This is a genomic window from Rhodanobacter ginsengisoli, from assembly GCF_042657065.1.
Classification (GTDB): domain Bacteria; phylum Pseudomonadota; class Gammaproteobacteria; order Xanthomonadales; family Rhodanobacteraceae; genus Rhodanobacter; species Rhodanobacter ginsengisoli.
Genome location: NZ_JBHSNF010000002.1, coordinates 180,954 through 204,063, shown reverse-complemented (window position 1 = coordinate 204,063; position 23,110 = coordinate 180,954). Strand labels below are relative to the sequence as shown.

Genomic DNA, 23,110 nt, shown 5'->3' with positions numbered 1-23,110 from the left:
ACGTTCGGGCGGCCCGCCCTGCGATCACCACAAGCGACCACCCATGTTCCGACCGCTCGAACTCTTCATCGGCCTGCGCTACACGCGTGCCAAGCGCCGCAACCAATTCATCTCGTTCATCTCCACCGTGTCGATCGTGTGCATCGCGATCAGCGTGATCGCGCTGATCACGGTGATGTCGGTGATGAACGGTTTCGACTACCAGATGAGGTCGCGCATCCTCGGCGCGATCTCGCATGCCACCGTCTCCGGCATCGGCGAAAGCGTGCAGGACTGGCCGCGCGCGTTGAAGATCGCCGAGGCGAATCCGCACGTGCTCGGTGCGGCGCCCTACGTCGAGACCGAGGCATACCTTAACGCGCGACGCTCCAGCGGTGCGCTGGTGCGCGGCATCGAGCCGTCGCAGGAGCCCAAGGTCGTCGACATCGGCAAGCACATGGTCGAGGGCAAGCTCGACGAACTGACCCCGGGCAGCTGGAACATCGTGCTGGGACGGGAACTGGCCATGACGCTTGGCGTCGGCGTCGGCGACCGCCTGACCATGGTGGTGCAGCAACTGCGCGCCACGCCGATGGGCGGGGTGCCGCGGATGCGCAGTTTCCATGTGGTCGGCGTGTTCGAGCTGGGCATGGAACAGTTCGATTCGGGGCTGGCCCTGGTCAACATGAGCGATGCCGAGAAGCTCAACGACCTCAGCGGCCCCACCGGCATCCGCCTGCGCCTGGACGACCTGTTCAACGCGCGTCCGGTCGCCAACGCGCTGGCCGACCAGCTGGGCCAGGTCTATCGGGTGCAGACCTGGATGGATACCAACGCCAACCTGTTCGCCGCGCTGTCGATGGAAAAGATGGTGATGTTCATCATCCTGTCGCTGATCATCCTGGTCGCGGTGATCAACCTGGTCTCGATGCTGATGATGCTGGTCACCGACAAGCAGGCCGACATCGCGATCCTGCGCACGCTGGGTGCCACGCCGCGCAGCATCATGGGCGTGTTCATGGTGCAGGGGCTGCTGGTGGGCTTCGTCGGCATCGGTCTGGGCGTCGGCCTGGGCTCGCTGCTGTCGTGGAAGCTGCCGGGCATCATCAAATGGATCGAGCACACCTTCCACGTGACCTTCCTGTCGCCGGACGTCTACTACATCAGCGAGGTGCCGAGCCGGCTGCAATTGCACGATGTGATCTGGGTCGCCCTGCTGACCTTCACGTTCTCGCTGCTGGCCACCCTTTATCCCGCGTGGCGCGCTTCGCGCACGCAGCCGGCGCAGGCGCTGCGCTATGAATGAGACCACCAGGAAAGAGAGCGCCGCGATGTCCCCGAGCGAAAACGTGCTGCGCGCCAGCCACGTGGCCAAGACCTACGACGAAGGCGGCTTGCGCACCGAGGTGCTGGGCGACGTCAACTTCACCCTGAAACGCGGCGAGACGCTGGCGATCGTCGGCGCCTCCGGTTCGGGCAAGAGCACCTTGCTGCACATCATCGGCGGGCTGGACACGTTGACCGCCGGCGAGGTGGAAGTGGACGGCCGCGTGCTGTCCACGCTGTCCGATGCCGAGCGCGGACGCGTGCGCAACCGCTCGCTGGGCTTCATCTACCAGTTCCATCACCTGCTGCCCGAGTTCACCGCACTGGAGAACGTGTGCATGCCGCTGCTGATCCGCGGCACCGCGATCGGCGAGGCGCAGCAGCGGGCGATGACCCTGCTGGAACGGGTCGGGCTGGGCGCGCGCACCCACCACAAGCCGTCCGAACTGTCCGGCGGCGAGCGCCAGCGTTGCGCGGTGGCGCGCGCGCTGGTGACCCGGCCGGCCTGCGTGCTGGGCGACGAGCCGACCGGCAATCTCGACGAGGGCAATGCCGCGCAGGTCTATGCCTTGATGCTCGAGCTCAACCGGGAAATCGGTACCAGCTTCGTCCTGGTCACCCACGACACGCGGCTGGCGGCGCGGATGGATCGCACCCTGGTGCTGCACAACGGCGTGTTGCAGGAAAGCGCGCAAGACTGAGCGTCGAGGGCGGCGGATTCGGCGCCGCCAGCGCGCGGCGTCTGCCTACAGGGTTTTCGTCCGCATCGCCGTGGCGACCGCGCTAGGCTCGTCCCATCCAGGATGGAACGGGGCGGGTGGCATGACGCGAGTGGCGGCAATGCCCACGGCAATCGCGGCGGCAGCGTCGCTGCTGGCCGGTGTGCTGCTGGTGCAGTGGCTGCCGATGTTGCCGCCATGCTGGTGCTCCGGCCTGCTGTTTCCCCTCGCGTTGCTGCTGGCCTGGCGCTGTCCGCGCTGGCGCTGGCTGGCCTGCCTGCTGCTTGGCGTCGGGTGGGCGGCGTGGCGTGGCTCGGTGGCGATGGATGCGCGTCTGCCACGCGCGCTCGAGGGTCGCGATTTCGCCATCGTCGGCACCCTGGTCGACCTGCCGCTGGCGCGCACCGATGCCAGTCGCTTCACGCTGCGGGTGGAGCGGGCGATGCTGGACGGCCGGCCGGTGGACCTGCGCGGACGTATCACCGTGTCCTGGTACGACGGCGCGCCGTCCTTGCGGCCATGTACCCGCTGGCATCTGCTGCTGCGCCTGAAGCGACCGCGCGGCCTGCTCGATCCCGGCAGTGCCGACAGCGAGCGCTCGGCACTGGAGCGCGGCATCGTCGCCACCGGTTATGTGCGCGATGACGACGGCAACCACCCGCTGGCCGGCCCGCACTGGTGCGTCGATGGCGTCCGCGACGCGGTCGCCCGCGGCATCGCCGCGCGCGTGCGCGATCCGCATGATGCCGCGCTGCTGCAGGCGTTTTCGGTCGGGGATACGCGCGGGCTGAGCCAGCGGGACTGGGCCGTGGCGCGTGCCAACGGGGTCTCCCACCTGATCGCCATCTCCGGCTTCCACGTCGGCGTGGCGGCGGTGTTCGGCGTATGGCTGGCCATGCTGGTGCATGCGCTGTGGCCGCGTTGCGGGCTGTGGCTGCCACGGCCGCAGTCACAGGCCGCCGCCGCGTTGCTGGCGGCCGGCATCTACAGTGCGCTGGCCGGCTTCGGCCTGCCCACCGTGCGCACCCTGTTGATGATTGCGGTGGTGGCGCTGGCACGCTGCAGTCGACGTGGCAGCAGCGGTGAGCAATCGCTGGCGCTGGCGATGATCGCGATCCTGCTGGTCGATCCGCTGGCGGTGCTGGCGGCGGGGTTCTGGCTGTCCTTCGTCGGCGTGGCGTTCCTGATGCTGTGCCTGCAGGCGCGCGGGCGTGGACTGCGCGCGTTCGTGCACGAGCTGTCGGCCGGTCAGCTGGTGATGACGGTGGCGCTGCTGCCGTTGACCCTGTGGTTTTTCGGCCAGGCCTCGCTGGTGGGGGCGCTGTCGAACCTGATCGCGGTGCCGCTGGTCAGCTTCGTGATCGTGCCATGCGCGCTGCTCGGCATGTTGCTGCTGGGACTGTGCCCGCCGCTGGCCACGCCGGTGCTGTGGCTGGCCGCGCGCCTGGTGCATGCGCAGTGGTGGCTGCTGCAGCACATGGCGGGCTGGCCGGGCGCGCACTGGTATCTTCCTGCGCTGCAGCTGCACGCCTTGCTGCTGGCCCTGCTGGGCGCGCTGTGGCTGTTCCTGCCGCGTGGCGTGCCCTTGCGCTGGCTGGGCCTGTTGCTGTTCCTTCCGCTGCTGTGGCCGCCGCGTCCGGTGCTGCGCGATGGTGCGTTCCAGGCATGGGTGCTGGACGTGGGGCAGGGCCTGTCGGTCCTGTTGCGCACCCGCGACCACGCGCTGGTTTACGACGCCGGCGCGCGGTATCCCTCGGGATTCGACCTCGGTGACGCAGTGGTGCTGCCCGCGATCCATGCGCTCGGCATCGGCCATCTGGACCTGCTGATGATCAGCCACGGCGACAACGATCACGCCGGCGGCGCCGTGGCGGTCGCGAGTGCGTTTCCGCAGGCCTCTCGCTACGCCGGCGAGCCGGCGCGGATGAAGCTGCCGATGCGCCAGTGCGTCGCCGGCCAGGCCTGGCAATGGAACGGCGTGCACTTTCGCGTGTTGAATCCCGCGCCGGGCCGCGGCGACAGCGGCAATGACAGTTCCTGCGTGCTGCTGGTCGAGGGCCATGGCGGACGCCTGTTGCTCACCGGCGACATCAGTTCTCGAGCCGAGCCGGCCGTGGCTGACGCACTCGGCCGCGGACCGGCGCCGGTGCTGCTGGTGCCGCATCACGGCAGCAGCAGTTCCTCCGGCGCGGCCTTCATCGCCGCCGTGAAGCCGCCGCTGGCGCTGGTCTCGGCGGGCTGGCGCAACCGCTTCGGTCACCCGCGGGCGGACGTGCTGGCGCGCTATGCCGAAGCCGGTGTGCCGGTGTTCAATACCGCGGTGGAGGGTGCGATCGCGCTGGATTTCCCGGCCGACACCCGGCCGTGGCGCGAACCGGGCTGGCGCCGACGGCAGGCGCGTTACTGGCGCGAATGAGGCCGGGAATGCCACCGGTGCCGCAGTACCGGCGGGCGGGACTGCTATGATGCGCGCTTCTTGTCAGGTAGTACGTCGGGGTCGAAAGGTGCTGGAAATTCTGATGGCTGGCGGGTGGGCGATGGTGCCCATCCTGATCTGTTCGGCGATTGCCCTGGCGATCGTGTTGGAGCGCTGCTGGACGCTGCGGCGCAAGTCGGTGCTGCCGCCCGGGCTGGGTGAGGAGGTGCGCCAGTGGGCGCGCTCCGGCCAGCTCGATCCGAAACACCTGGAGACGCTGTCGGACGGCTCGCCGCTGGGCGAGCTGCTGGCCGCCGCGCTGGCCGTGCGCAGGCAGCCGCGCGAGCTGATCAAGGAGCGCATCGAGGACACCGGCCGGCATGTGATCCATCGCATGGAACGCTACCTCAACACGTTGGGCACGATCGCCCTGATCGGCCCGCTGCTGGGTCTGTTCGGCACCGTGATCGGCCTGATCCGCATGTTCATGGAAGTCATGGCCGGCGGCATCGGCGATCCGGCCAAGATGGCCGGCGGCATCGGCGAGGCGCTGATCTGCACCGCGTCGGGCCTGACCGTGGCGATTCCCGCCTACGTGCTGCACCGCTACTTCCGTTCGCGCGTGGCCGGCTACTGCGTGGAGATGGAGAAACAGGCGACCGCGTTGCTGGACGACCTGACCCTCGCTGCCACGGTGCCGGCACGGCCCCGTCGCGCGCCCACGGCGACCGCGCCGGGCGCGGGCTGAGTGCACGCCGATGCGTATCAGCAACGACCGCCGCGGGGATGATTTCGAGATCAACGTGATTCCGTTGATCGACGTGCTGCTGACCCTGCTGATGTTCTTCGTGCTGACCAGCACGTTCGTGCAGCACTCACGCATGAAGGTGACCCTGCCGCAGGCCAGCGTGCAGGAGCGCGACATGAACGCACCGGCGCTGACCATCATGATCGACCGCGACGGCCGCTTCTACGTCGGCAGCGACGAGGTGATGGGCGAGGGCATCGAGCCGCTCAAGCAGACCATCACCCGCAATGCGGGCGATGACCGCGACCGCCCGGTGACGATCCGCGCCGACGCGATGACACCGAACCAGAACGTGATCACCGCGATGGACGCGCTGGGCCAGCTCGGCTTCACCCGGCTGTCGATCGCCACTACGCCGAGCAAGCCAGGCGCGGCTCAATGAGCTCCGGCAAGGCCGGCAAGCGGGGTGCCGACAGCTGGCAGGTGTACCGGCGGCTGCTCGGTTACTCGCGGCGCTACTGGCCGATCGCCCTGGTCGCGCTGGTGGGCATGCTGGTCGATGGTGGCGGCCTGGCCCTGTTCACCGGCCTGCTCAAGCCGATGATCGACAAGCTGTTCACGCTCAAGGATCCCTACCTGATCTTCTGGATGCCGATCTGGATCATCGGCATTTTCCTGGTGCGCTCGCTGGGCACCTTCGTCAGCGACTACGGCGTTTCCTATATCGGCCGTCACGTCGTTCAGGCGATGCAGCAGGACGTCTTCAACGCCTATCTCAGGTTGCCGGCGCCTTTTTTCGGCAGCGAGCCCTCCGGACAGCAGGTCTCGCGCATCACCTACACCAGCGAACAGGTGGCGGCGGCATCCAGCAGCGCGGCGAAGATCGCGATCACCGACGGCTTCACCGTGATCGCGATGCTGTTCGTGATGCTCTACTACAGCCCCTACCTCACGCTCTCGCTGCTGGTGATGGTGCCCGCGATCGCGCTGGTCGCCACCGTGGTCAGTCGCCGCTACCGCAAGATCAGCCGCCGTATCCAGGGCACCATGGGATCGGTCACCGGGACCGTGGAGGAATCGGTCGGTGCCCATCGCGAAGTGCGGATCTACGGCGGTCAGGCGTATGAGGCGGGCCGCTTCGAGCACATCACGCGGCATACGAGCCGGCTCAATCTGAAGATCGCCGCCACCAATGCCGCCTCCAGCTCCACCGTCCAGCTGATCGCCGCCACCGCGCTGGCCGCGCTGGTCTTCCTCGGCACGCGGCCACAGGTGCTGGGCAGCATGACGCCCGGCGTGTTCTTTGCCGTGCTCACCGCGATGGGAACGATGCTGCCCTCGCTCAAGCGCCTGGCCAGCGTGCAGTCGAACATCCAGCGCGGGCTGTCGGCGGCCGAGGAGATCTTCGAGGTGATCGACCTGCCGCCGGAAGTGGACAGCGGCAGCCGCGAGCTGGCACGCGCCCGCGGCGACCTGCGCTTCGAGTCGGTCAGCCTGGTCTATCCGCGCAACGATGTCGCCGCCTTGCGCGGGGTCGACCTGCATTGCGTACCGGGCACGGTGACGGCGCTGGTCGGTCGCTCCGGCAGCGGCAAGAGCAGCCTGGTCAGCCTGCTGCCGCGTTTCAATACGCCGGGCGCGGGTCGCATCGTCCTCGACGGCCAGGACTATGAGAACTACACCCTGGCCTCGCTGCGTCGCCAGATTGCCTGGGTCGGGCAGGGCGTGATGCTGTTCAACGACACCGTGGCGAACAACATCGCCTATGGCGAACTGGCCGGCGCCGACGAAGCGGACATCGTCGCCGCGGCCGAGGCGGCCAATGCGATGGAATTCATCGCGCGCATGCCGCAGGGCATCCACACCCAGATCGGCCAGGGCGGCAACATGCTTTCCGGCGGCCAGCGCCAGCGCATCGCGATCGCCCGTGCGATCCTCAAGAACGCGCCGATCCTGGTGCTGGACGAAGCCACCAGCGCACTGGACACCGAATCGGAGCGACTGATCCAGCAGGCCCTGCAGCGACTGATGCGCGACCGCACCACCCTGGTCATCGCGCATCGCCTGTCCACGGTCGAAGGCGCCGACCAGATCGCCGTGATGGATCAGGGGACGATCATCGAACGCGGTACCCACGCCGAGCTGATGGCGCTGGGCGGCCAATACGCCGCGTTGCACCGGATGCAGTTCCACGATGCCGTCGTCCGTCAGGGCGGCGACTGAGGATTGACCATGGCGCTGATCGACACGCTCGAATCAGCCTGGTACGGCAGTCGCCGGGCGCCCTGGTGGACGTGGCCGCTGGCGGCGCTGTACGGCGCCGTGGTACGCCTGCGCCGGATGCTGTATCGGGCCGGCTGGCTGCGCAGCGTGCGCCTGCAGGCACCGGTGATCGTGATCGGCAACCTCAGCGTGGGCGGCACCGGCAAGACACCGCTCACGATCGCGCTGGTCGAGGCCTTGCAGGCACGGGGTTGGCGCCCCGGCGTGGTCAGCCGTGGCTACGGCGGCAGCCGGCGCGAACCGTTGCTGCTGGGCGCCGCACCGGATCCGGCGGAAGTGGGCGACGAACCCTGCCTGATCCATGCCAGCGGCGTGCCGGTGGCGGTGGGTCGCGACCGGCCGGCGGCGGCACGCCTGCTGCTGGAGGCTGGATGCGACGTGCTGGTCGCCGACGACGGCCTGCAGCACTACACGCTGGCCCGGGACCTGGAGATCTGCGTGATCGATGGCGTGCGGCGCTTCGGCAACGGGCGGCTGTTGCCGCGCGGTCCGTTGCGCGAGCCGCTGGCCCGCCTGCACCGGGTGGACTTCCGCGTCTGCAACGGCGGCACCTGCGCCGAGGGCGAATACCCGATGCAGTTGCGCGGTGGCGAGGCGGTGGCCCTGGGCGATGGCCGACGCCAGCCGCTGGCTGCTTTTTCCGGTCGCCGCGTTCATGCGATCGCGGCGATCGGTCATCCGGCGCGTTTCTTCGACAGCCTGCGTTCCGCAGGCATCGAGGTGATCGAGCATGCCTTCGCCGATCACCACGCGTTCGCGGCGCGCGAGCTGGACTTCGGCGATGAGCTGCCGTTGCTGATGACCGACAAGGATGCGGTCAAATGCCGCCAGTTCGCCCGGCCGCACTGGTGGCGCGTGCCGGTGCAGGCGGAGCTGCCACCGGCTTTCTACGAGGCGCTGGGCGAACGCCTGGGCGGCTTGCGCCGCGACACCGTTTCGCCTGCCACATAGATCTTGCGGGCCAGGCTGCCGCCGATCCAGTAGCACAGCTCGGCCGGCCGGCTGGTGTTCCATACCACCAGGTCGGCGCGCTGGCCCGGCGCCAGCGTGCCGCGATCGGTCAATCCCAGCGCGCGGGCGGCATGGACGGTGACCCCGCGCAACGCTTCCTCGGGCGTCAGCCGGAACAGCGTGCAGGCCATCCCGGCGGCCAACCGCAGCGACAGCAGCGGCGAGGTGCCGGGGTTGCAGTCGGTGGCGACCGCCATCGGCACGCGATGCTCGCGCAGCAGGTCCACCGGCGGCAGCCGCGTCTCGCGCAGCGCATAGAACGCACCGGGCAACAGCACGGCGACGGTACCGGCCATGGCCATCGCCTTGATGCCCGACTCGCCGAGATGCTCCAGGTGGTCGGCCGACAGGCCGCCGTATTCGGCGACCAGCGCCGCGCCGTCGAGGTCGGACAACTGCTCGGCGTGCAGTTTTACCGGCAGCCCGAGCTGCTTCGCGCGCTCGAACAGGCGGCGGGTTTCCTCGCGGCTGAAGCCGATCCCTTCGCAGAACGCATCGACTGCGTCGACCAGTCCGTCGGCGGCCAGCGCGGGCAGCATCTCGTCGCAGACCAGCGCCACGTACTCGGCGCGTCGATCGAGATATTCCGGCGGCAGCGCATGCAGCCCCAGGAAACTGGTCTGCACGGTGATCCCGAGTTCGCGGCCCAGCCGCCGCGCCACACGCAGCATGCGGCGCTCGCTTTCCAGCTCCAGGCCGTAACCGGATTTGATTTCCAGCGTGGTCACGCCGTCGGCGAGCAGCGCGCGTGCCCGCGGCAAGGCTTGCGCGTACAACGCCTCCTCGCTGGCCGCGCGGGTGGCCTGGACGGTCGACAGGATGCCGCCGCCGGCGCGGGCGATCTCTTCGTAGCCGGCACCGTTCAGGCGCAGGTCGAATTCATGCGCGCGGTCGCCACCGAACACCAGATGGGTATGGCAGTCGATCAGTCCCGGCGTGACCAGCGCGCCATCCAGCGATTCCACCACGTCGGCAAGCAGGTTCGGCGCGTCCGGCAGATCGTTCACGCGACCGAGCCAGGCGATACGACCGTGATGCAAGCCGATCGCCGCCTGCTCGATCAGGCCGTACGGGGTGTCGCCGACGAACGTCGCCAGCGTGGCATTGAGCAGCAAGCGGTCCCAGCGTGGCTCGTTCATGTGCGTGCTGACTCCGTCTAGGGTGTGGCCTGCTCTTCGGTCGGGGCGTCATCGCCCTCATCCGCCGGCGTGGCCTGCTCGTCGTAGGCACTGGTCTTGCCGACATGTTGCATCGCCACGGCTTCGAGCCGCGCCTTCTCGGCGTCTTCGGCGTGGGAGGCCTGCTGCCGTTCGAAGTCCTGCACCATGCGCTCGGCGAAATCCTTGTACACCGGCGTGGGACAGAACAGCGAGGCCGCCGCGCGGGCCAGCAGGCAGGCGGCCATGATCGGGATCACCATGTCCTGGTTGTCGGTCAGCTCCATCGCGATCACCGCCGAGGTCAGCGGTGCGCCGGTGACGCCCGACAGATAGGCGCTCATGCCCAGCAGCACCACGGTGCCTGCCGGGATGCTGGGCAGGAAGTAGGCGATGTTGTGCCCGAGGCCGGCACCGACCGCCAGAGCCGGCGAGAAGATGCCGCCGGGAATGCCGGCCCAGTAGGAAACGACATTCGCGAACAGCTTGGCGATGCCGAAGCTCTGGCCCGGGGTGACCGCCGCCTCCTGCACGAACGCGCGCGCCTGTTCGTAGCCGGTACCGTAGACGTTGTTGTGCGAGAACAGCCCGATCAGCGCCAGCGCGAGGCCGCAGCCGGCGGCGAACAGCACCGGCGCGTGCGAGCGCAGCCGGCCGATATACGCCAGCGGTCCGTTGCGGCTGAGCAGGATCAGGCGTGCGAACAGGCCGCCCAGCAGGCCGCAGATGATGCCGGTCAGCAGCACCGCGAGCCAGGCATGGCCCAGCGGCAGGCTGGCACTGACGTGGCCGAAGTAGGCGTAATTGCCCATCACGCCGAGCGACACCACGCCGCCGACGATCACCGCGGTCAGCAACAGGCCGCTGAAGCGATGCTCGAACGTGCCGGCCAGTTCCTCGATCGCGAAGACCACACCGGCCAGCGGAGCGTTGAACGCCGCCGCGATGCCGCAGGCGCCGCCGGCGAGGATGAAGCGCGAGGCGGCCTTCGGGTCGGTGAAGCCGAAGCGCCGGCCCAGCGAATAGAACAGGCCCGCGCCCACGTGCACGGTGGGGCCCTCGCGGCCGATCGATGCGCCGACGGCCATCGCCAGCAGGGTGAGCACCATCTTGCCGACCGAGATCGGCAGCGACAGCATGCGCGCGCGAAAGCCCTCGTCCTCGATATGCAGGGTGCCGATCACCTGCGGGATACCGCTGCCGCGGGTGGCGCGCAGCTTGCCCTCGGTGACCCAGGCGAGCAGGCCGAACACGATCGGCGTGATGATCAGCGGAATCCATGCGCCATAGCCCAGCATCAGCCGGAACAGGTGGTAGGACCAGTCGCTGGCCTTGGCGAACAGGATCGCCGCCAGCGCCACCAGGATCGCGCCGACCCACAGCGCGATGCGCCGTTTCCATTGATGCGGCGCAAAGAATTCGTGTCCGAGCAGGGCCTGCAGACGCGGATTGGAGGAGGTCGGGGAAGCCGGTGTGGGTTCGGTCATCCGGTGATTATCGCAGACCTCGCGCCCTCACCGTCAGTGCGGCAGCGGACGCCAGCGTGTTTCGTACAGATCGAAGCGGCGATCCTTGAGGTTCTGCACCGCGCCGGCGTTGCGCGCACGGGCCAGGCTTTCCAGCCGCAGCTCGGCGAACAGCACGGTCTCGATGTTCGGCGTGGAGTCCGCCGCCACGCCATCGCGGGCGAATGGAAAGTCGCTGGGCGTGAGGATGCAGCTCTGGCCGTACTGGATGTCGAAGTTGTTGACGCCGGGCAGGTTGCCCACGTTGCCGGACATCACCACGTAGCACTGGTTCTCGATCGCGCGGGCCTGGGCGCAGTAGCGCACGCGCAGGTAGCCCTCGCGCACGTCGGTGCAGAACGGCACGAACAGGATCAGCGCACCCTGGTCGGTGAGGTGGCGCGCCACTTCCGGAAACTCGGCGTCGTAGCAGATCATCACGCCGATCGGGCCGCAGTCGGTCTGGATCGTGGCGGCGCTCTCGCCACCGGTGATGTTCCACACGGTGCGCTCGCTGGGCGTGACGTGCAGTTTCTCGCGCTCGTGGATCGAGCCGTCGCGCAGACACACGTAGCAGACGTTGTGGATATCGCCGTTGGCCTGCTCGGTCGGATGCGTGCCGCCGATGATGTTGATGTTGAAGCGGACGGCCAGGCGGCTGAACAGCTCCTTCACCCGCGGCGTGTAGTGGCTCAGCTTGCGGATCGACTCCACCGGCGACAGCTCGGTGTTCTCGATCGACAGCAGCTGCAGCGTGATCAGCTCGGGGAAAGTGACGAAATCCGCGTTGTAGTCGGCGGCGATGTCGGTGAAATATTCCACCTGGGTGGCGAACTCCTCGAACGAGGTGATCCGCCGCTGCTGGTATTGCACCGAGGCCACCCGCACCGAATCGGGCAGTCGTTGCGTTGACGACGGCGAGGGGGTGTCCGGCTGGTCGTGCAGGCGCGGGTTGCGCCAGATCAGGTGCGCGGCATAGCCGAGCGACTCGTGGTCCGAGGACACATAGGCGCGCAACAGCCCGATCAGTTCGAAATCGTTGTTGAGCTGGAAGCTCAGCGTGAGGTCGCGGCGCTTGCCGTCGACCACGGCCTGCACATAGGCCTCGGCACTGCCGTAACGCTGGATGTTCTTCGCCAGGCCGGGGATGCGCCCGCCGAACACGATGCCGCGCAGCTTGAGATCGGTGCACAGCCGCTTGCGCGCCTGGTACAGGCGCTGGCCGATGCGCATGCCGCGGTAGTCCGGGTGCACCACCACTTCCATGCCGTACAGCCAGTCGCCGTCCGGATTGTGGCGGGAGGCCATGCCGCCGCCGGTGATCTGGTTCCAGGTGTGCGGCGCCAGCGCGGTCGCCTCGTCGATGCGGAACGTGGCGCAGTAGCCGACCAGCTTGCCCTCGTACTCGACCACGAACTGGCCTTCGGGGAAGTGGGTCTGCTGGGAACGCAGCATCTCGGCCGAATGGCCCCATTCGGTGGAATAGATGCGTCCGGTCAGTTCGACCAGGGCCGGTACGTCGTCGGGCTTTGCCTGACGCACCTGGAGTCGTGGAGTCTGTTCGTTCGTTTTCTTGGCCATCCGGAGAGTATGCCCACCGCTGTGGGCAGGCCAGGTGAAGACGCGCGGGCCCGGCCGGTTACACTGCCCGCCTCGGGCAACGGAGCAGGCAGATGGGCATTCCCGCACACAGCGAAAGCATCAGGGTCGAGCAGCTGTGGCAGCCCGACGGCTGGCACGCCGGGGTCACACTTGCCATCGGCGCGGATGGACGACTGCAGTCGTCGCCGCAGACGGCAGGCGAGCCGATCGGACGTTGGGTGCTGCCGGGCATGCCGAACCTGCATTCGCACGCGTTCCAGCGCGCGATGGCCGGGCTGGCCGAGCGTCGCGGCAACACCGACGACAACTTCTGGAGCTGGCGCGAGACGATGTACGCGTTCGCCGCCACGATCGGGCCGGACGAACTCAGGGCGATCGCGGCGCAGTTGTATGTCGAGATGCTCAAGGCCGGCTATACCCAGGTCTGCGAATTCCATTACCTGCACCACCAGCCGGACGGCGCGCCGTACGCCCATCCCGAGGCGATGTCGCTGGCCCTGATCGAGGCGGCCCGCGAGGCAGGTATCGCGCTCACCCTGCTGCCGGTGTTGTACATCAGCGGCGGCTTCGACGGTCGTGCACTGACCCCGCGCCAGCGCCGTTTCGGTCATATGGTGGAAGGCTATCTGCGCCTGCTCGAGACGCTGCGCGCCCACGAGAGCGCCGACGTGCGTATCGGCATCGCGCTGCATTCGCTGCGGGCGGTGCCGGAACAGGCGATGCGCGAGGTGCTCGCCAGCGACATCGCGAAAACCTGCCCGATCCATATCCACATCGCCGAGCAGATCGGCGAGGTGCAGGACTGCCTCGCCACCCGCGGTGCGCGGCCGGTGGAATGGCTGTTCGATCACGCCGACGTCGATTCCCGCTGGTGCCTGGTGCATGCCACGCACCTGACCGACGCCGAAACCGGGCAGATCGCGCGCAGCGGCGCGGTGGCCGGCCTGTGCCCGACCACCGAGGCGAATCTCGGCGACGGCCTGTTCCCGCTGGCGGCCTACCAGGACGCCGGCGGCACGTTCGGCATCGGCTCGGATTCGCACATCTCGATCTCGCCGGTGGAGGAACTGCGCTGGCTGGAATACGGCCAGCGCCTGAGCACGCGTCATCGCAATGTCGCGGCCCGGCAGCAGGGCGACAGCGTGGGCGAGACGCTGTGGCGCGCCGCCTTGCGCGGGGGCGCGCAGGCGTCGGGCATGCCGCTGGGCGAACTGCGTGCCGGTGCCCGCGCCGACCTGATCGTGCTGGACGAAAACTCGCCCCTTGTGGCCGCGCGCGACAGCCGTGCATTGATCGACAGCTGGCTGTTCGCCGGCAACACGCCGCTGGTGCGTGACGTGATGGTGGGCGGGCGCTGGCAGGTGCGCGGATTCCGCCACCACGACGAGGAACGGATCGCCGCGCGTTACCGGCATGTGGCGGCGGAGCTGGCCTCCGGCATCTGAGCGGGTCGAAGGTTTGCCGGCCGGCCCGGCATGGCCGGTGCACGGCAGTGTCGTCCATGTCGGGCATGCGGAAATCCATCCGAAATTGCGTGAAGTCATGAAACGGCGCGCAACGAGCGGCTAGGCTGGTTCTCGCCACCGCTTCCCGGCGGTCCCGCCCTGGGGTGACTGCATGATTCCGGCCTCATCGCTGCCCGTTGCCGAACCGGTGTTTCGCGCCCGCGGCCTGACCAAGGTCTACCGCATGGGCGAAGTCGAGGTGCCGGCCCTGCGCGGGGTGGATCTGGACCTCTACCGCGGCGAGTTCGTGGTGCTGCTGGGGCCCTCGGGCAGCGGCAAGTCGACCCTGCTGAACATCCTCGGCGGGCTCGACGTGCCGACCGCCGGCGAGGTCTGGTACGAGGGGCATCACCTCACCGGTGCCGACGAGCGTGAGCTGACCCTGTTCCGCCGCGAGCACGTCGGTTTCGTGTTCCAGTTCTACAACCTCATTCCCAGCCTCACCGCGCGCGAGAACGTGGCGATCGTCACCGAAATCGCCGAGCAGCCGATGACCCCGGAGGAAGCGCTGGCGCGGGTCGACCTGGCCGATCGCATGGATCACTTTCCCGCCCAGCTGTCCGGTGGCCAGCAACAGCGCGTGGCGATTGCCCGCGCGATCGCCAAGCGGCCGGCGGTGCTGCTGTGCGACGAGCCGACCGGCGCGCTCGATTCGGCCACCGGCGTGCGCGTGCTGGAGGCGCTGGAGCGGGTCAACGCGGAACTGGGCACCACCACCGTGGTGATCACCCACAACGCCGACATCGCCCGCATGGCGCATCGCGTGCTGTACCTGGGCGACGGCCGCATCGTGCGCGAGGAACGTCCCGCACAGCGCATTCCCGCGCGGGAGCTGAGCTGGTGAGCGCGCTGACGCGCAAGGCGTGGCGCGACCTGTGGCACCTGCGCGGGCAGGCGCTGGCGATCGCGCTGGTGATCGCCGGCGGCGTGGCCACGCTGGTGATGTCGCAGTCCACTTACGAGTCGTTGCTGACCACCCGCACGCTGTTCTATCAGGAGGGCGCGCTGGCCGACCTGTGGGCGCCGCTGAAGCGGGCGCCGGACACGCTGGTGCCCCGACTGCAGGCCGTGCCGGGGGTGCAGACCGTGCAGACGCGCCTGCTGGCGATGGGCACCCTGGGTCTGCCCGGTTACAGCGAGCCGATACGGGCGGAAGTGGTGTCATTGCCGATCCGCGGTGGCCAGCCGCTGCTCAACCGGCTGCAGCTGCGCAGCGGCCGTCTGCCCGATCCGGATGTCGACAACGAAGTGGTGCTGGGCGAGGCGTTCGCGAGCACGCATGCGCTGCGTGCTGGCGACCGCGTGCGCCTCATCCTGCGCGGTCGCCAGCGCTGGCTGCAGGTGGTCGGCATCGGTACCTCGCCCGAGTACGTGCTGCAGAGTCCGCCAGGGGCGATCTTCCCGGATTTCAAGCGTTATGCCGTGTTGTGGATGAACCGTCACGCGATGGAGCAGGCATTGAACATGGACGGTGCCTTCAACAACGTGGTGCTGCGCCTGTTGCCCGACGCGCGGCCGGCCCAGGTGATCGCGTCGCTGGACACGCTGCTGGCGCGCTACGGCGGCGTCGGTGCGTATGGGCGCCACGAGCAGACGTCGGCGCGTTATCTCGAAGAGGAGTTGCGCCAGCTCGGCACCATGGCGCGGCTGTTTCCGGCGATATTCCTGGGCGTCGCCGCCTTCCTGCTGCACGTGGTGATGATGCGCCTGCTGGGCACCCAGCGTGACCAGATCGGCGTGCTCAAGGCCTTCGGCTACCGCGACCGTGCGCTGGCCGGCCACTACCTCAGCATGGCGGGAATCATCGCCCTGGGCGGCGCCGTGCTGGGCATAGCCCTGGGCGCCGTGCTGGGCCACCTGCTGGCCCAGCTCTACCAGGACATCTACCGCTTCCCGTTCCTGAAGTACCACCTCAGCGTGGGCGCGCTCGCCACCGGCCTGGCGGTGAGCCTGGCCGCGGCGTCGGCCGGCGCCATGATGGCGTTGCGCGCCGTCCTCGAATTGCCGCCGGCGGAGGCCATGCGGGCACCGGCGCCACCGCGCTTCGGACCCACGCTGATCGAGCGACTCGGGTTGCAGCGCTGGCTGTCGCAGTCGTCGCGGATGGTGTTACGCGACCTGGAGCGCCGCCCGGGACGGGCACTGCTCACCGTGCTGGGGCTGGCCATGGCCAGTGCGGTGATGATGGTCGGGCGCTTCCAGGGCGATGCGGTCGGCTACATGGTGGATACCCAGCTCAGCATCGCCCAGCGCCACGACCTGGCGATCAGCTTCGTCGAGCCGGCGCCGCGCCGGGTGCTGTTCGAGCTGGCCGCCTTGCCCGGCGTGCGTGATGCCGAGCCGGTGCGTTCGGCGCCGGTGCGCCTGATCCACGGGCTGCGCAGCTATCGCACGGTGATCGAGGGCCTGCCGCCGGGGGCGGAACTGCGAAGGCCGCTGGACACGCAGCTGCAGCCGGTGAAGCCTCCGTCCGACGGCGTGCTGCTCACCGACTACCTGCAGGGCATGCTCGACCTCAAGCCGGGCGACCGCGTCGAGGTACAGGCGCTGGAAGGTCACCGGCGCCTGCGCAGCGTGCGGGTGGCGGGCTTCGTGCACGAATACTTCGGTGCCCAGGGCTACATGGAACTGGACGCGCTGAACCGGTTGCTGGGCGACGGCGACGTGGTGTCGGGCGTCCTGCTCAGCGTCATGCCAGGCGCCGAACCGGACGTCTACACCCGTCTGGATCGGCGGCCCTGGGTGGCCGGGATCAGTTCGCGCCTGGCCGCGGTCAACAGCTTCTACGACACCATGGGCGAAAGCATGCTGATGTTCACCTGGGTGGCCGGGATGCTGGGCGCGGTGATCAATTTCGGGCTGGTCTACAACACCGCGCGGATCAGCCTGTCCGAACGCGGGCGCGAGCTGGCCAGCCTGCGTGTGCTGGGCATGACCGAAGGCGAGGTCAGCGCCGTGCTGCTCGGCCAGCTGGGCCTGCTGGTGCTGGCATCGCTGCCGCTGGGCTTCGTCGCGGGCTGGAGCCTGTGCTGGGTCATGGTGCAGGGGCTGCAGTCCGAGCTGTTCCGCGTGCCGGTGCAGCTGACCACGGCCACCTATGCTTACGCCGGATTGATGGTGCTGGGCGCCAGCCTGGTGTCGGCGCTGCTGGTGCGCCGGCGCATCGCCCGGCTGGACCTGATTGCCGTACTCAAGACGCGCGAGTGAGGACTGGAATCGTGAGCATGAAACGCCGCAATCTGATGCTGTCCGTGGTCGTCGTCATCGCCGCGCTTGGCGTGGCGTGGTGGGCGCTGCAACGGTCGCCGCGCCCGGTGGACGTGGTCGGCGTGCACCGCGGCACGCTGGTGCAGCACTTCGAGGAGGAAGGGCGCACCCAACTGCCGCGGCGCTGGGTCATCTCCGCGCCGATCGCCGGCACCCTGCAGCGGATCGATTTGCTGCAGGGCGATGCGGTCAGGGCCGGGCAGGTGCTGGCGGTGATCGAACCGTCGCGGGCCAGCTTGCTCGATCCCGCGAACCGGGCCCGCCTGCTGGCCGAGGAACAAGCCGCGCAGGCCTCGATGCAGGCGGCGGCGCAACGCCTGGCGGCGGCGCAGGCCGACGCCGATCTCGCCCTGCGCGACGTGCGGCGCATGCGGACGCTGGGTGCTTCCGGCGTGGTCAGCGTGGCGACGCTCGACGAGGCCGAGGCGCGCCTGGCCCGTGCCCGGGCCGCGGCGGCGGCGGCGGGCGCCGAGCGGCGTGCCGCGGAGCAGCAGCGGGTGGCACTGGCGTCGTTGCTGAGCGGACAGGGTCGCACCGGCGGCCAAGTGGTCGAAATGCGTGCGCCGATCGACGGCGTGGTGCTGCACCGCTATCAGGAAAGTGCGGTACCCGTGCAGGCGGGGCAGTCCCTGCTGGAGCTCGGCGATCTGCGCCAGCTGCAAGTGATGGTGCAGGCACTGTCGCAACAGGCCATCACGCTGCGACCGGGGTCGGCGGCGCATATCCTGCGCTGGGGCGGCGAGGGCGAGTTGCCGGCACGGGTCGCGCGGATCGAGCCCGGCGGCTTCACCAAGGTCTCGGCGCTGGGCGTGGAGGAACAACGCACCCTGGTGTGGCTGGACATCACGGCCCCGCACGAGCAGTGGGCGCAACTGGGCGATGGCTACCGGGTCGAGGTGGAGTTCGAGGTGGCGCGTCGTCCGGACGTGCTGCAGGTGCCTTCCAGTGCGCTGTTCCAGCACGGGCGCGACTGGGCCGTGTATCGCGTGGTGGGCGGGCGGGCGCGGTTGACGACGGTGAAAACCGGCACGCAGGGCGATGGCACGATCGAAATCCTCCAGGGTCTGAAGCAGGGCGATCGGGTCATCGCCTACCCGGATGATCGCCTGGTCGATGGCCAGCGCGTGCAGGTGGTGGACGCCTCGTCGTGACCTGGCTGGCGACGCCGGCCGCGCGGGCTCCCGGTGGCCTGCTCGGCCCGATCCGGCTGGACGGCTACGCAGCCGTCGTGCGATTTGCCACACTCGCGTTTTCCGGGAATCGCCGATGCGCTCGAATGCTCTCGCCGCGGTGGGGCTGGCGCTGTGTTCGGCGCTGTTCTTCACGCTGACCTACGTACTCAATCGCAGCCTCGTGAGCGGTGGCGGCCATTGGGCGTGGGCGGTGATCCTGCGCTACCTGTTCACGTTGCCGCTGCTGGCGCTGGCGTTGCCGCTGCAGGGTGGGCTGGGTGACCTGCCGCGCGAGCTGGCCCGCTACCCGCGCACCTGGCTGGGCTGGAGCGCGGTGGGTTTCGTGCTGTTCGGCATCCCGCTGACCTGGGCGGCCAGCAGCGGGCCGTCGTGGCTGATCGCCGGCAGCTTCCAGACCACCGTGCTGGCCGGGCCCTTGCTGGCACCGCTGATCTATCGCGATGCGCGGCGGCAGCTGGCCTGGCGCACGCTGGCGATCGGCGCGCTGATCGTGGCGGGGGTGTTCGTGTTGCAGTGGGGCCATGCGCACGGGCAATTGCATGCCGGCGACTGGCTGGCGATCGCGGCGGTGGTGCTGGCCGCGTTCGCGTATCCGCTGGGCAATCGCAAACTGCTGCTGCATCTGGAACACGGCACGACGCACCTGAATGCGGTGCAGCGCGTGTTCGGCATGACCCTGTGCAGCTGGCCGCTGTGGTGGATGTTCGCGGTCATCGCCTGGTGCACGATCGGGCCGCCGGGCTGGCGCGAGGCGCTGCTGGCCGGCGGCGTGGCGCTGTCGTCGGGCACCATCGCCACGGTGCTGTTCTTCCGCGCCACCGACATGGTGCGGCGCGAGCCGACCGCGCTGGCGGCGGTCGAGGCGATGCAGGCGGCCGAGCTGCTGTTCGCGACCCTGCTCGGCGTGCTGTTCCTGGGCGAGGCGTGGCCGCACGGCTATACGCTGTTCGGCGCACTGGCGATCATCGTCGGCATCGCGCTGTTCGGCTGGGTCAGCGGGCGCGGGGCGGCCGGCGACGACGAGGCGGTGCGCATCCTGCGTGGCGATCGCAGCGCCTGACCGGGAGTCGACATGACTGCTGGCACATGCCGGGTTGCCGCCGCTGGCGTATTCCGGTGCGTTCGTCCAACAACGAGGGAGCCACCGATGACCGAAGCACGTACCCCAGCGCTGGTTGCCACGCTCTGTGGCGGCCTCGTCGCCGGCACGCTCGATGTCGGTGCCGCCTCGCTGATCAATGGAGTCAGTCCATGGATCATCCTGCGTGCGATCGCCAGCGGCCTGCTTGGCCGCGAGGCGTTTCACGGCGGCATGGCGGTGTCGCTGCTTGGCCTCGCCCTGCAGTGGGGGATGTCCCTGCTGATTGCGGCGATCTTCGTCGTCGCGTCGCGCCGATTGGCCTGGATGCGTGAACGCTGGATCGCGGCGGGAGTGGCCTATGGCGTGGTCGTCTTCGTGGTGATGGAGTACGTCGTGGTGCCGCTGTCGGCGGCCGCGAAGCCGCACTTCACCGCGCAATCGCTGCTTGCCAACGTGCTGGCGATGCTGCTGTTCGGCCTGATCGTGGCGTTCTTCGCGCGGGATGCGGTCGCTGCCGCGGAATGACCGATGCGGTGGATGCGCGTCCTGCGGATCGGTCCGCGCAGCGACACCCGGTACCGGGCCGGAATCGGGCTCGCCGCTCGACAAGATCCTGCCTTTCGCGCGCGCTGCGGTTATCGTGCGCGCATCGAAGCAGTCTTGAACGGGCAGGCGGCATGAAACACGATCCGGAATCCATCGCCATGCCGTCGCCGGCCGCCGCTCCGTCGGCGGAGCGGATCCGCCACGGCACGCCGGCGTTCCGCCGCACCAACCTGGCGCTGTTCGCGGCCGGGTTCGCCACGTTCGGCCTGCTGTACTGCGTGCAGCCGCTGATGCCGGAGTTCAGTCGCGACTACGCGGTCAGCGCGGCGACCAGTGCGCTGTCGCTGTCGCTGACCACCGGCGTGCTGGCGTTCGCGATGCTGTTCGCCGGCGCGCTGTCCGATGCCTGGGGGCGCAAGTCGGTGATGGTGGCGTCGCTGCTGTCCTCCGCCGTGCTGGTGCTGGTGACCGCGCTGATGCCGGACTGGTCGGCGCTGCTGCTGGTGCGTGCGCTGCTCGGGCTGACCCTGAGCGGGTTGCCGGCGGTGGCGATGACCTACCTCAGCGAGGAGATGCATGCGGATTCGATCGGCCTGGGCATGGGCCTGTACATCAGCGGCAGCGCCGTCGGCGGCATGGGCGGGCGGCTGATCACCGGCGTGCTGGCCGATTTCCTCGGCTGGCGCTTCGGCGTCGGCGTGGTCGGCCTGATCGGCGTGCTGGCCGGGCTGATCTTCTGGCGGGCGTTGCCGCCGTCGCGGCATTTCGTGGCGCAGCCGCTGCACTGGCGGACCGTGCTGGGACGCTTCGGCGGGATGTTTCGCGACCGCGGCCTGCCATGGCTGTTCGCCGAGGGCTTCCTGCTGCTCGGCGCGTTCGTCACCGTCTACAACTATCTCGGCTACCGCCTGCTGGCGCCGCCGTACAACCTCAGCCAGGCCACCGTCGGGCTGATCTTCGGCATCTACCTGGTCGGCACCTTCAGTTCGGCCTGGATGGGTCACCTGGCCGGCCGGCTGGGCCGGCGCCGGGTGCTGTGGAGTGCGTTCGCGCTGATGCTGGCGGGGGTGGCGCTGACCCTGATGCACGGGCTCGCGCCGATCATGCTCGGCATCGTGGCGGTGACGTTCGGCTTCTTCGGTGGCCACTCCATCGTCAGCAGCTGGGTCGGACGACGAGCCGGCGCGGCGAGGGCACAGGCCGCGTCGGTGTACCTGTTCTGCTACTACATGGGTTCGAGCCTCGCCGGCGCCAGTGGCGGGCTGTTCTACGCCGCGTTCGGCTGGAACGGCGTGGCGCTGTTCGTCGGTGCGCTGGTGCTGGCCGGTCTGCTGATCGCGCTGCGCCTGTTCCGCCTGCCGCCGCTGGTCAACGTGGCGACGCCGCCGACCCCGATGAGCCGTGGGGCGATGCCGTGAGCCGGTGCTCCGGGTCGCGGCCCGCGTGCGGCGTGGGCTTCAGCATGTCCTTCACCGCGTCGAAGTCGCCGTCGTTGGGCACGGGCGGCAGCCGGAGCAGGTGGGCCATCAGCGGATAGACGTCCACGTTCGGGAACGCGGGAACCTTCACGCCCACCCGGAACGCCGGCCCGTGCGCCACGAACACCGCCTGCATCCGCGGATCGGCATTGTCGTAGCCATGCTCGCCGAGGCTGATCGGCTTCTTGTGGTGGGCCAGCTTCCAGGTCGTGGTGATGCGCCAGCCGACATCGGCCAGGCACAGCAACTGCGGTACGCGCGGATTGTGGCCGTAGGCGAAGCGGAGCGGCACCCGCGTCTTGTCCCAGCACTTCATGTGCTGCTGCGGTTGTTCGAGCCGGTGTTCGATCGTGGCGAATTCGGCGCGTGCCCGCGCGCTGCGGTCCTTTGGATTGAAGCCGGCCAGCACGCCGGTGCTGACGGTCTGCAACTGATCGAGCGGAATCAGCCGGTCGATGAGGATGCTGTTCGCCAGCGGCACGCTGGCCATGCCGTGATCGGCCAGCACGATGATGTTCATCCGCTCGAACAGGCCGCGCTGCTTCAGGCCGCGCACCAGTCGCGCCATCGCCGCGTCGGTCCTGCGCAGCGCCTCGTTCAGCTGCGGCGAGTCCGGGCCATCGAGGTGGCCGTAGTGGTCGACCTTGTCGAAATACAGGGTGAGAAAGCTCGGCCGCTGGTCGGCGGGCAGGTCCAGCCAGGCCAGGATCTGGTCCACCCGCTGGTCCGCGGGCATGCTCATGTCGAACGGCTGCCACTCATCCGGATAGCGGCCATGGATGTTCGCCTCGGAGCCGGGCCAGAACATCGTGGCGGTGCGCAGGCCGTGCCGGTCGGCGGTCTCCCAGATCGGCGTGGCTTCGGCCCACCAGCGTCCATCGCGGACCGCCCGGCGGTTGTCCAGCGAGAACTCGCCCAGCTGCGGATCGACCATGTCGTTGTGCACGATGCCGTGGTGATCCGGGCGCAGGCCGGTGACGATGGTGTAGTGGTTCGGAAACGTCAGCGACGGGAACGACGGCTGCATCGAGGCGGCCTGCACGCCGGTCCGCGCCAGCATCGCCAGGGTCGGGCTCAGTCCGCGCTCGATATAGTCGTAACGGTAGGCGTCGATCGAGATCAGCAGCAGCGGTGTCGGCCGGCTGGAAGGCGCCGCCACGGCGGTCGGCGCGGACGGCGGCCGGGTGACGCAACCGGCGCTTGATGCCAGCAACGGACACAGCAGCAGGCGGAACAGGAATTTCATGCTCGGAACCTTACGATACGGACAAATATCCCGACATGATTGCGCAGA

18 protein-coding genes are annotated in these 23,110 nt (G+C 69.0%); 14 read left to right on the top strand and 4 right to left on the bottom strand.

All coding sequences use genetic code 11. From position 1 onward, the window contains the following. Positions 1–43 precede the first annotated feature (43 nt). The 7 genes from ACFPPA_RS10110 to lpxK all read left to right on the top strand — a co-directional run bounded on the left by ACFPPA_RS10110 (position 44) and on the right by lpxK (position 8,422). The gene (locus tag ACFPPA_RS10110; protein WP_377319643.1) at positions 44–1,285 is read left to right on the top strand and encodes a lipoprotein-releasing ABC transporter permease subunit; all 1,242 of its coding nucleotides are present in this window, start codon (positions 44–46) and stop codon (positions 1,283–1,285) included. 25 nt (positions 1,286–1,310) lie between these two features. After that, positions 1,311–2,006: a lipoprotein-releasing ABC transporter ATP-binding protein LolD gene (lolD, locus tag ACFPPA_RS10105; RefSeq protein WP_377319642.1), complete on the top strand. Its 696-nt coding sequence runs from the start codon at positions 1,311–1,313 to the stop codon at positions 2,004–2,006. Positions 2,007–2,145: 139 nt separating this feature from the next. Continuing rightward, positions 2,146–4,440, top strand: coding sequence for a DNA internalization-related competence protein ComEC/Rec2 (locus ACFPPA_RS10100; RefSeq protein WP_377319641.1), 2,295 nt, complete (start codon positions 2,146–2,148; stop codon positions 4,438–4,440). A gap of 103 nt (positions 4,441–4,543) precedes the next feature. Further along, entirely contained in the window at positions 4,544–5,188 is a 645-nt protein-coding gene (locus ACFPPA_RS10095; protein ID WP_377319640.1) for a MotA/TolQ/ExbB proton channel family protein, read from the top strand. 10 nt (positions 5,189–5,198) lie between these two features. Then, positions 5,199–5,630 (top strand): ExbD/TolR family protein, encoded by a 432-nt coding sequence (locus tag ACFPPA_RS10090; RefSeq protein ID WP_377319639.1) that lies wholly within the window; start codon positions 5,199–5,201, stop codon positions 5,628–5,630. Continuing rightward, positions 5,627–7,411 carry a lipid A export permease/ATP-binding protein MsbA gene (gene msbA, locus ACFPPA_RS10085; RefSeq protein WP_377319638.1) on the top strand — a complete coding sequence of 595 codons (1,785 nt, stop codon included), beginning with the start codon at positions 5,627–5,629 and terminating at the stop codon, positions 7,409–7,411. Before ACFPPA_RS10090 ends, msbA begins: the two co-directional genes overlap by 4 nt. 9 nt (positions 7,412–7,420) lie before the next feature. Continuing rightward, positions 7,421–8,422, top strand: coding sequence for a tetraacyldisaccharide 4'-kinase (lpxK, locus tag ACFPPA_RS10080; RefSeq protein ID WP_377319637.1), 1,002 nt, complete (start codon positions 7,421–7,423; stop codon positions 8,420–8,422). On the opposite strand, the gene hutI is transcribed toward lpxK, so the two are convergent. Genes hutI through ACFPPA_RS10065 form a run of 3 tightly spaced genes read right to left on the bottom strand, consistent with a single transcriptional unit; the run spans position 8,359 to position 12,725 of the window. Then, positions 8,359–9,621, bottom strand: coding sequence for an imidazolonepropionase (gene hutI / locus ACFPPA_RS10075; protein ID WP_377319636.1), 1,263 nt, complete (start codon positions 9,619–9,621; stop codon positions 8,359–8,361). The two genes, lpxK and hutI, sit on opposite strands and share 64 nt — an antisense overlap. A 17-nt stretch (positions 9,622–9,638) precedes the next feature. Beyond that, positions 9,639–11,126 carry a chloride channel protein gene (locus ACFPPA_RS10070; RefSeq protein WP_377319635.1) on the bottom strand — a complete coding sequence of 496 codons (1,488 nt, stop codon included), beginning with the start codon at positions 11,124–11,126 and terminating at the stop codon, positions 9,639–9,641. Between the two features lie 33 nt (positions 11,127–11,159). After that, positions 11,160–12,725, bottom strand: a complete 1,566-nt coding sequence (locus tag ACFPPA_RS10065; RefSeq protein ID WP_377319634.1) for a GNAT family N-acetyltransferase — start codon at positions 12,723–12,725, stop codon at positions 11,160–11,162. Between the two features lie 92 nt (positions 12,726–12,817). Here ACFPPA_RS10065 and ACFPPA_RS10060 point away from each other — a divergent pair, with 92 nt between their 5' ends. The 7 genes from ACFPPA_RS10060 (at position 12,818) to ACFPPA_RS10030 (ending at position 21,756) form a co-directional block, all read left to right on the top strand. Next, positions 12,818–14,191: a formimidoylglutamate deiminase gene (locus ACFPPA_RS10060; RefSeq protein ID WP_377319633.1), complete on the top strand. Its 1,374-nt coding sequence runs from the start codon at positions 12,818–12,820 to the stop codon at positions 14,189–14,191. 172 nt (positions 14,192–14,363) lie between these two features. Further along, entirely contained in the window at positions 14,364–15,095 is a 732-nt protein-coding gene (locus ACFPPA_RS10055; RefSeq protein ID WP_377319632.1) for an ABC transporter ATP-binding protein, read from the top strand. Continuing rightward, the gene (locus tag ACFPPA_RS10050) at positions 15,092–17,458 is read left to right on the top strand and encodes an ABC transporter permease (RefSeq protein ID WP_377319631.1); all 2,367 of its coding nucleotides are present in this window, start codon (positions 15,092–15,094) and stop codon (positions 17,456–17,458) included. The genes ACFPPA_RS10055 and ACFPPA_RS10050 overlap by 4 nt, the downstream gene beginning before the upstream one ends. Before the next feature lie 17 nt (positions 17,459–17,475). After that, a complete protein-coding gene (locus ACFPPA_RS10045; RefSeq protein ID WP_377319630.1) occupies positions 17,476–18,669 on the top strand; it encodes an efflux RND transporter periplasmic adaptor subunit in 1,194 nt (397 codons plus the stop codon). A gap of 115 nt (positions 18,670–18,784) precedes the next feature. Then, on the top strand, positions 18,785–19,771 hold the full coding sequence (locus ACFPPA_RS10040; RefSeq protein ID WP_377319629.1) for a multidrug resistance efflux transporter family protein: 987 nt from the start codon (positions 18,785–18,787) through the stop codon (positions 19,769–19,771). An 87-nt stretch (positions 19,772–19,858) separates the two neighbouring features. Further along, positions 19,859–20,317 (top strand): hypothetical protein, encoded by a 459-nt coding sequence (locus tag ACFPPA_RS10035; RefSeq protein WP_377319628.1) that lies wholly within the window; start codon positions 19,859–19,861, stop codon positions 20,315–20,317. Positions 20,318–20,496: 179 nt separating this feature from the next. Then, positions 20,497–21,756: an MFS transporter gene (locus ACFPPA_RS10030; protein WP_377320673.1), complete on the top strand. Its 1,260-nt coding sequence runs from the start codon at positions 20,497–20,499 to the stop codon at positions 21,754–21,756. On the opposite strand, the gene ACFPPA_RS10025 is transcribed toward ACFPPA_RS10030, so the two are convergent. Further along, positions 21,707–23,062 carry an alkaline phosphatase family protein gene (locus ACFPPA_RS10025; protein WP_377319627.1) on the bottom strand — a complete coding sequence of 452 codons (1,356 nt, stop codon included), beginning with the start codon at positions 23,060–23,062 and terminating at the stop codon, positions 21,707–21,709. The two genes, ACFPPA_RS10030 and ACFPPA_RS10025, sit on opposite strands and share 50 nt — an antisense overlap. Positions 23,063–23,110 lie beyond the last annotated feature (48 nt).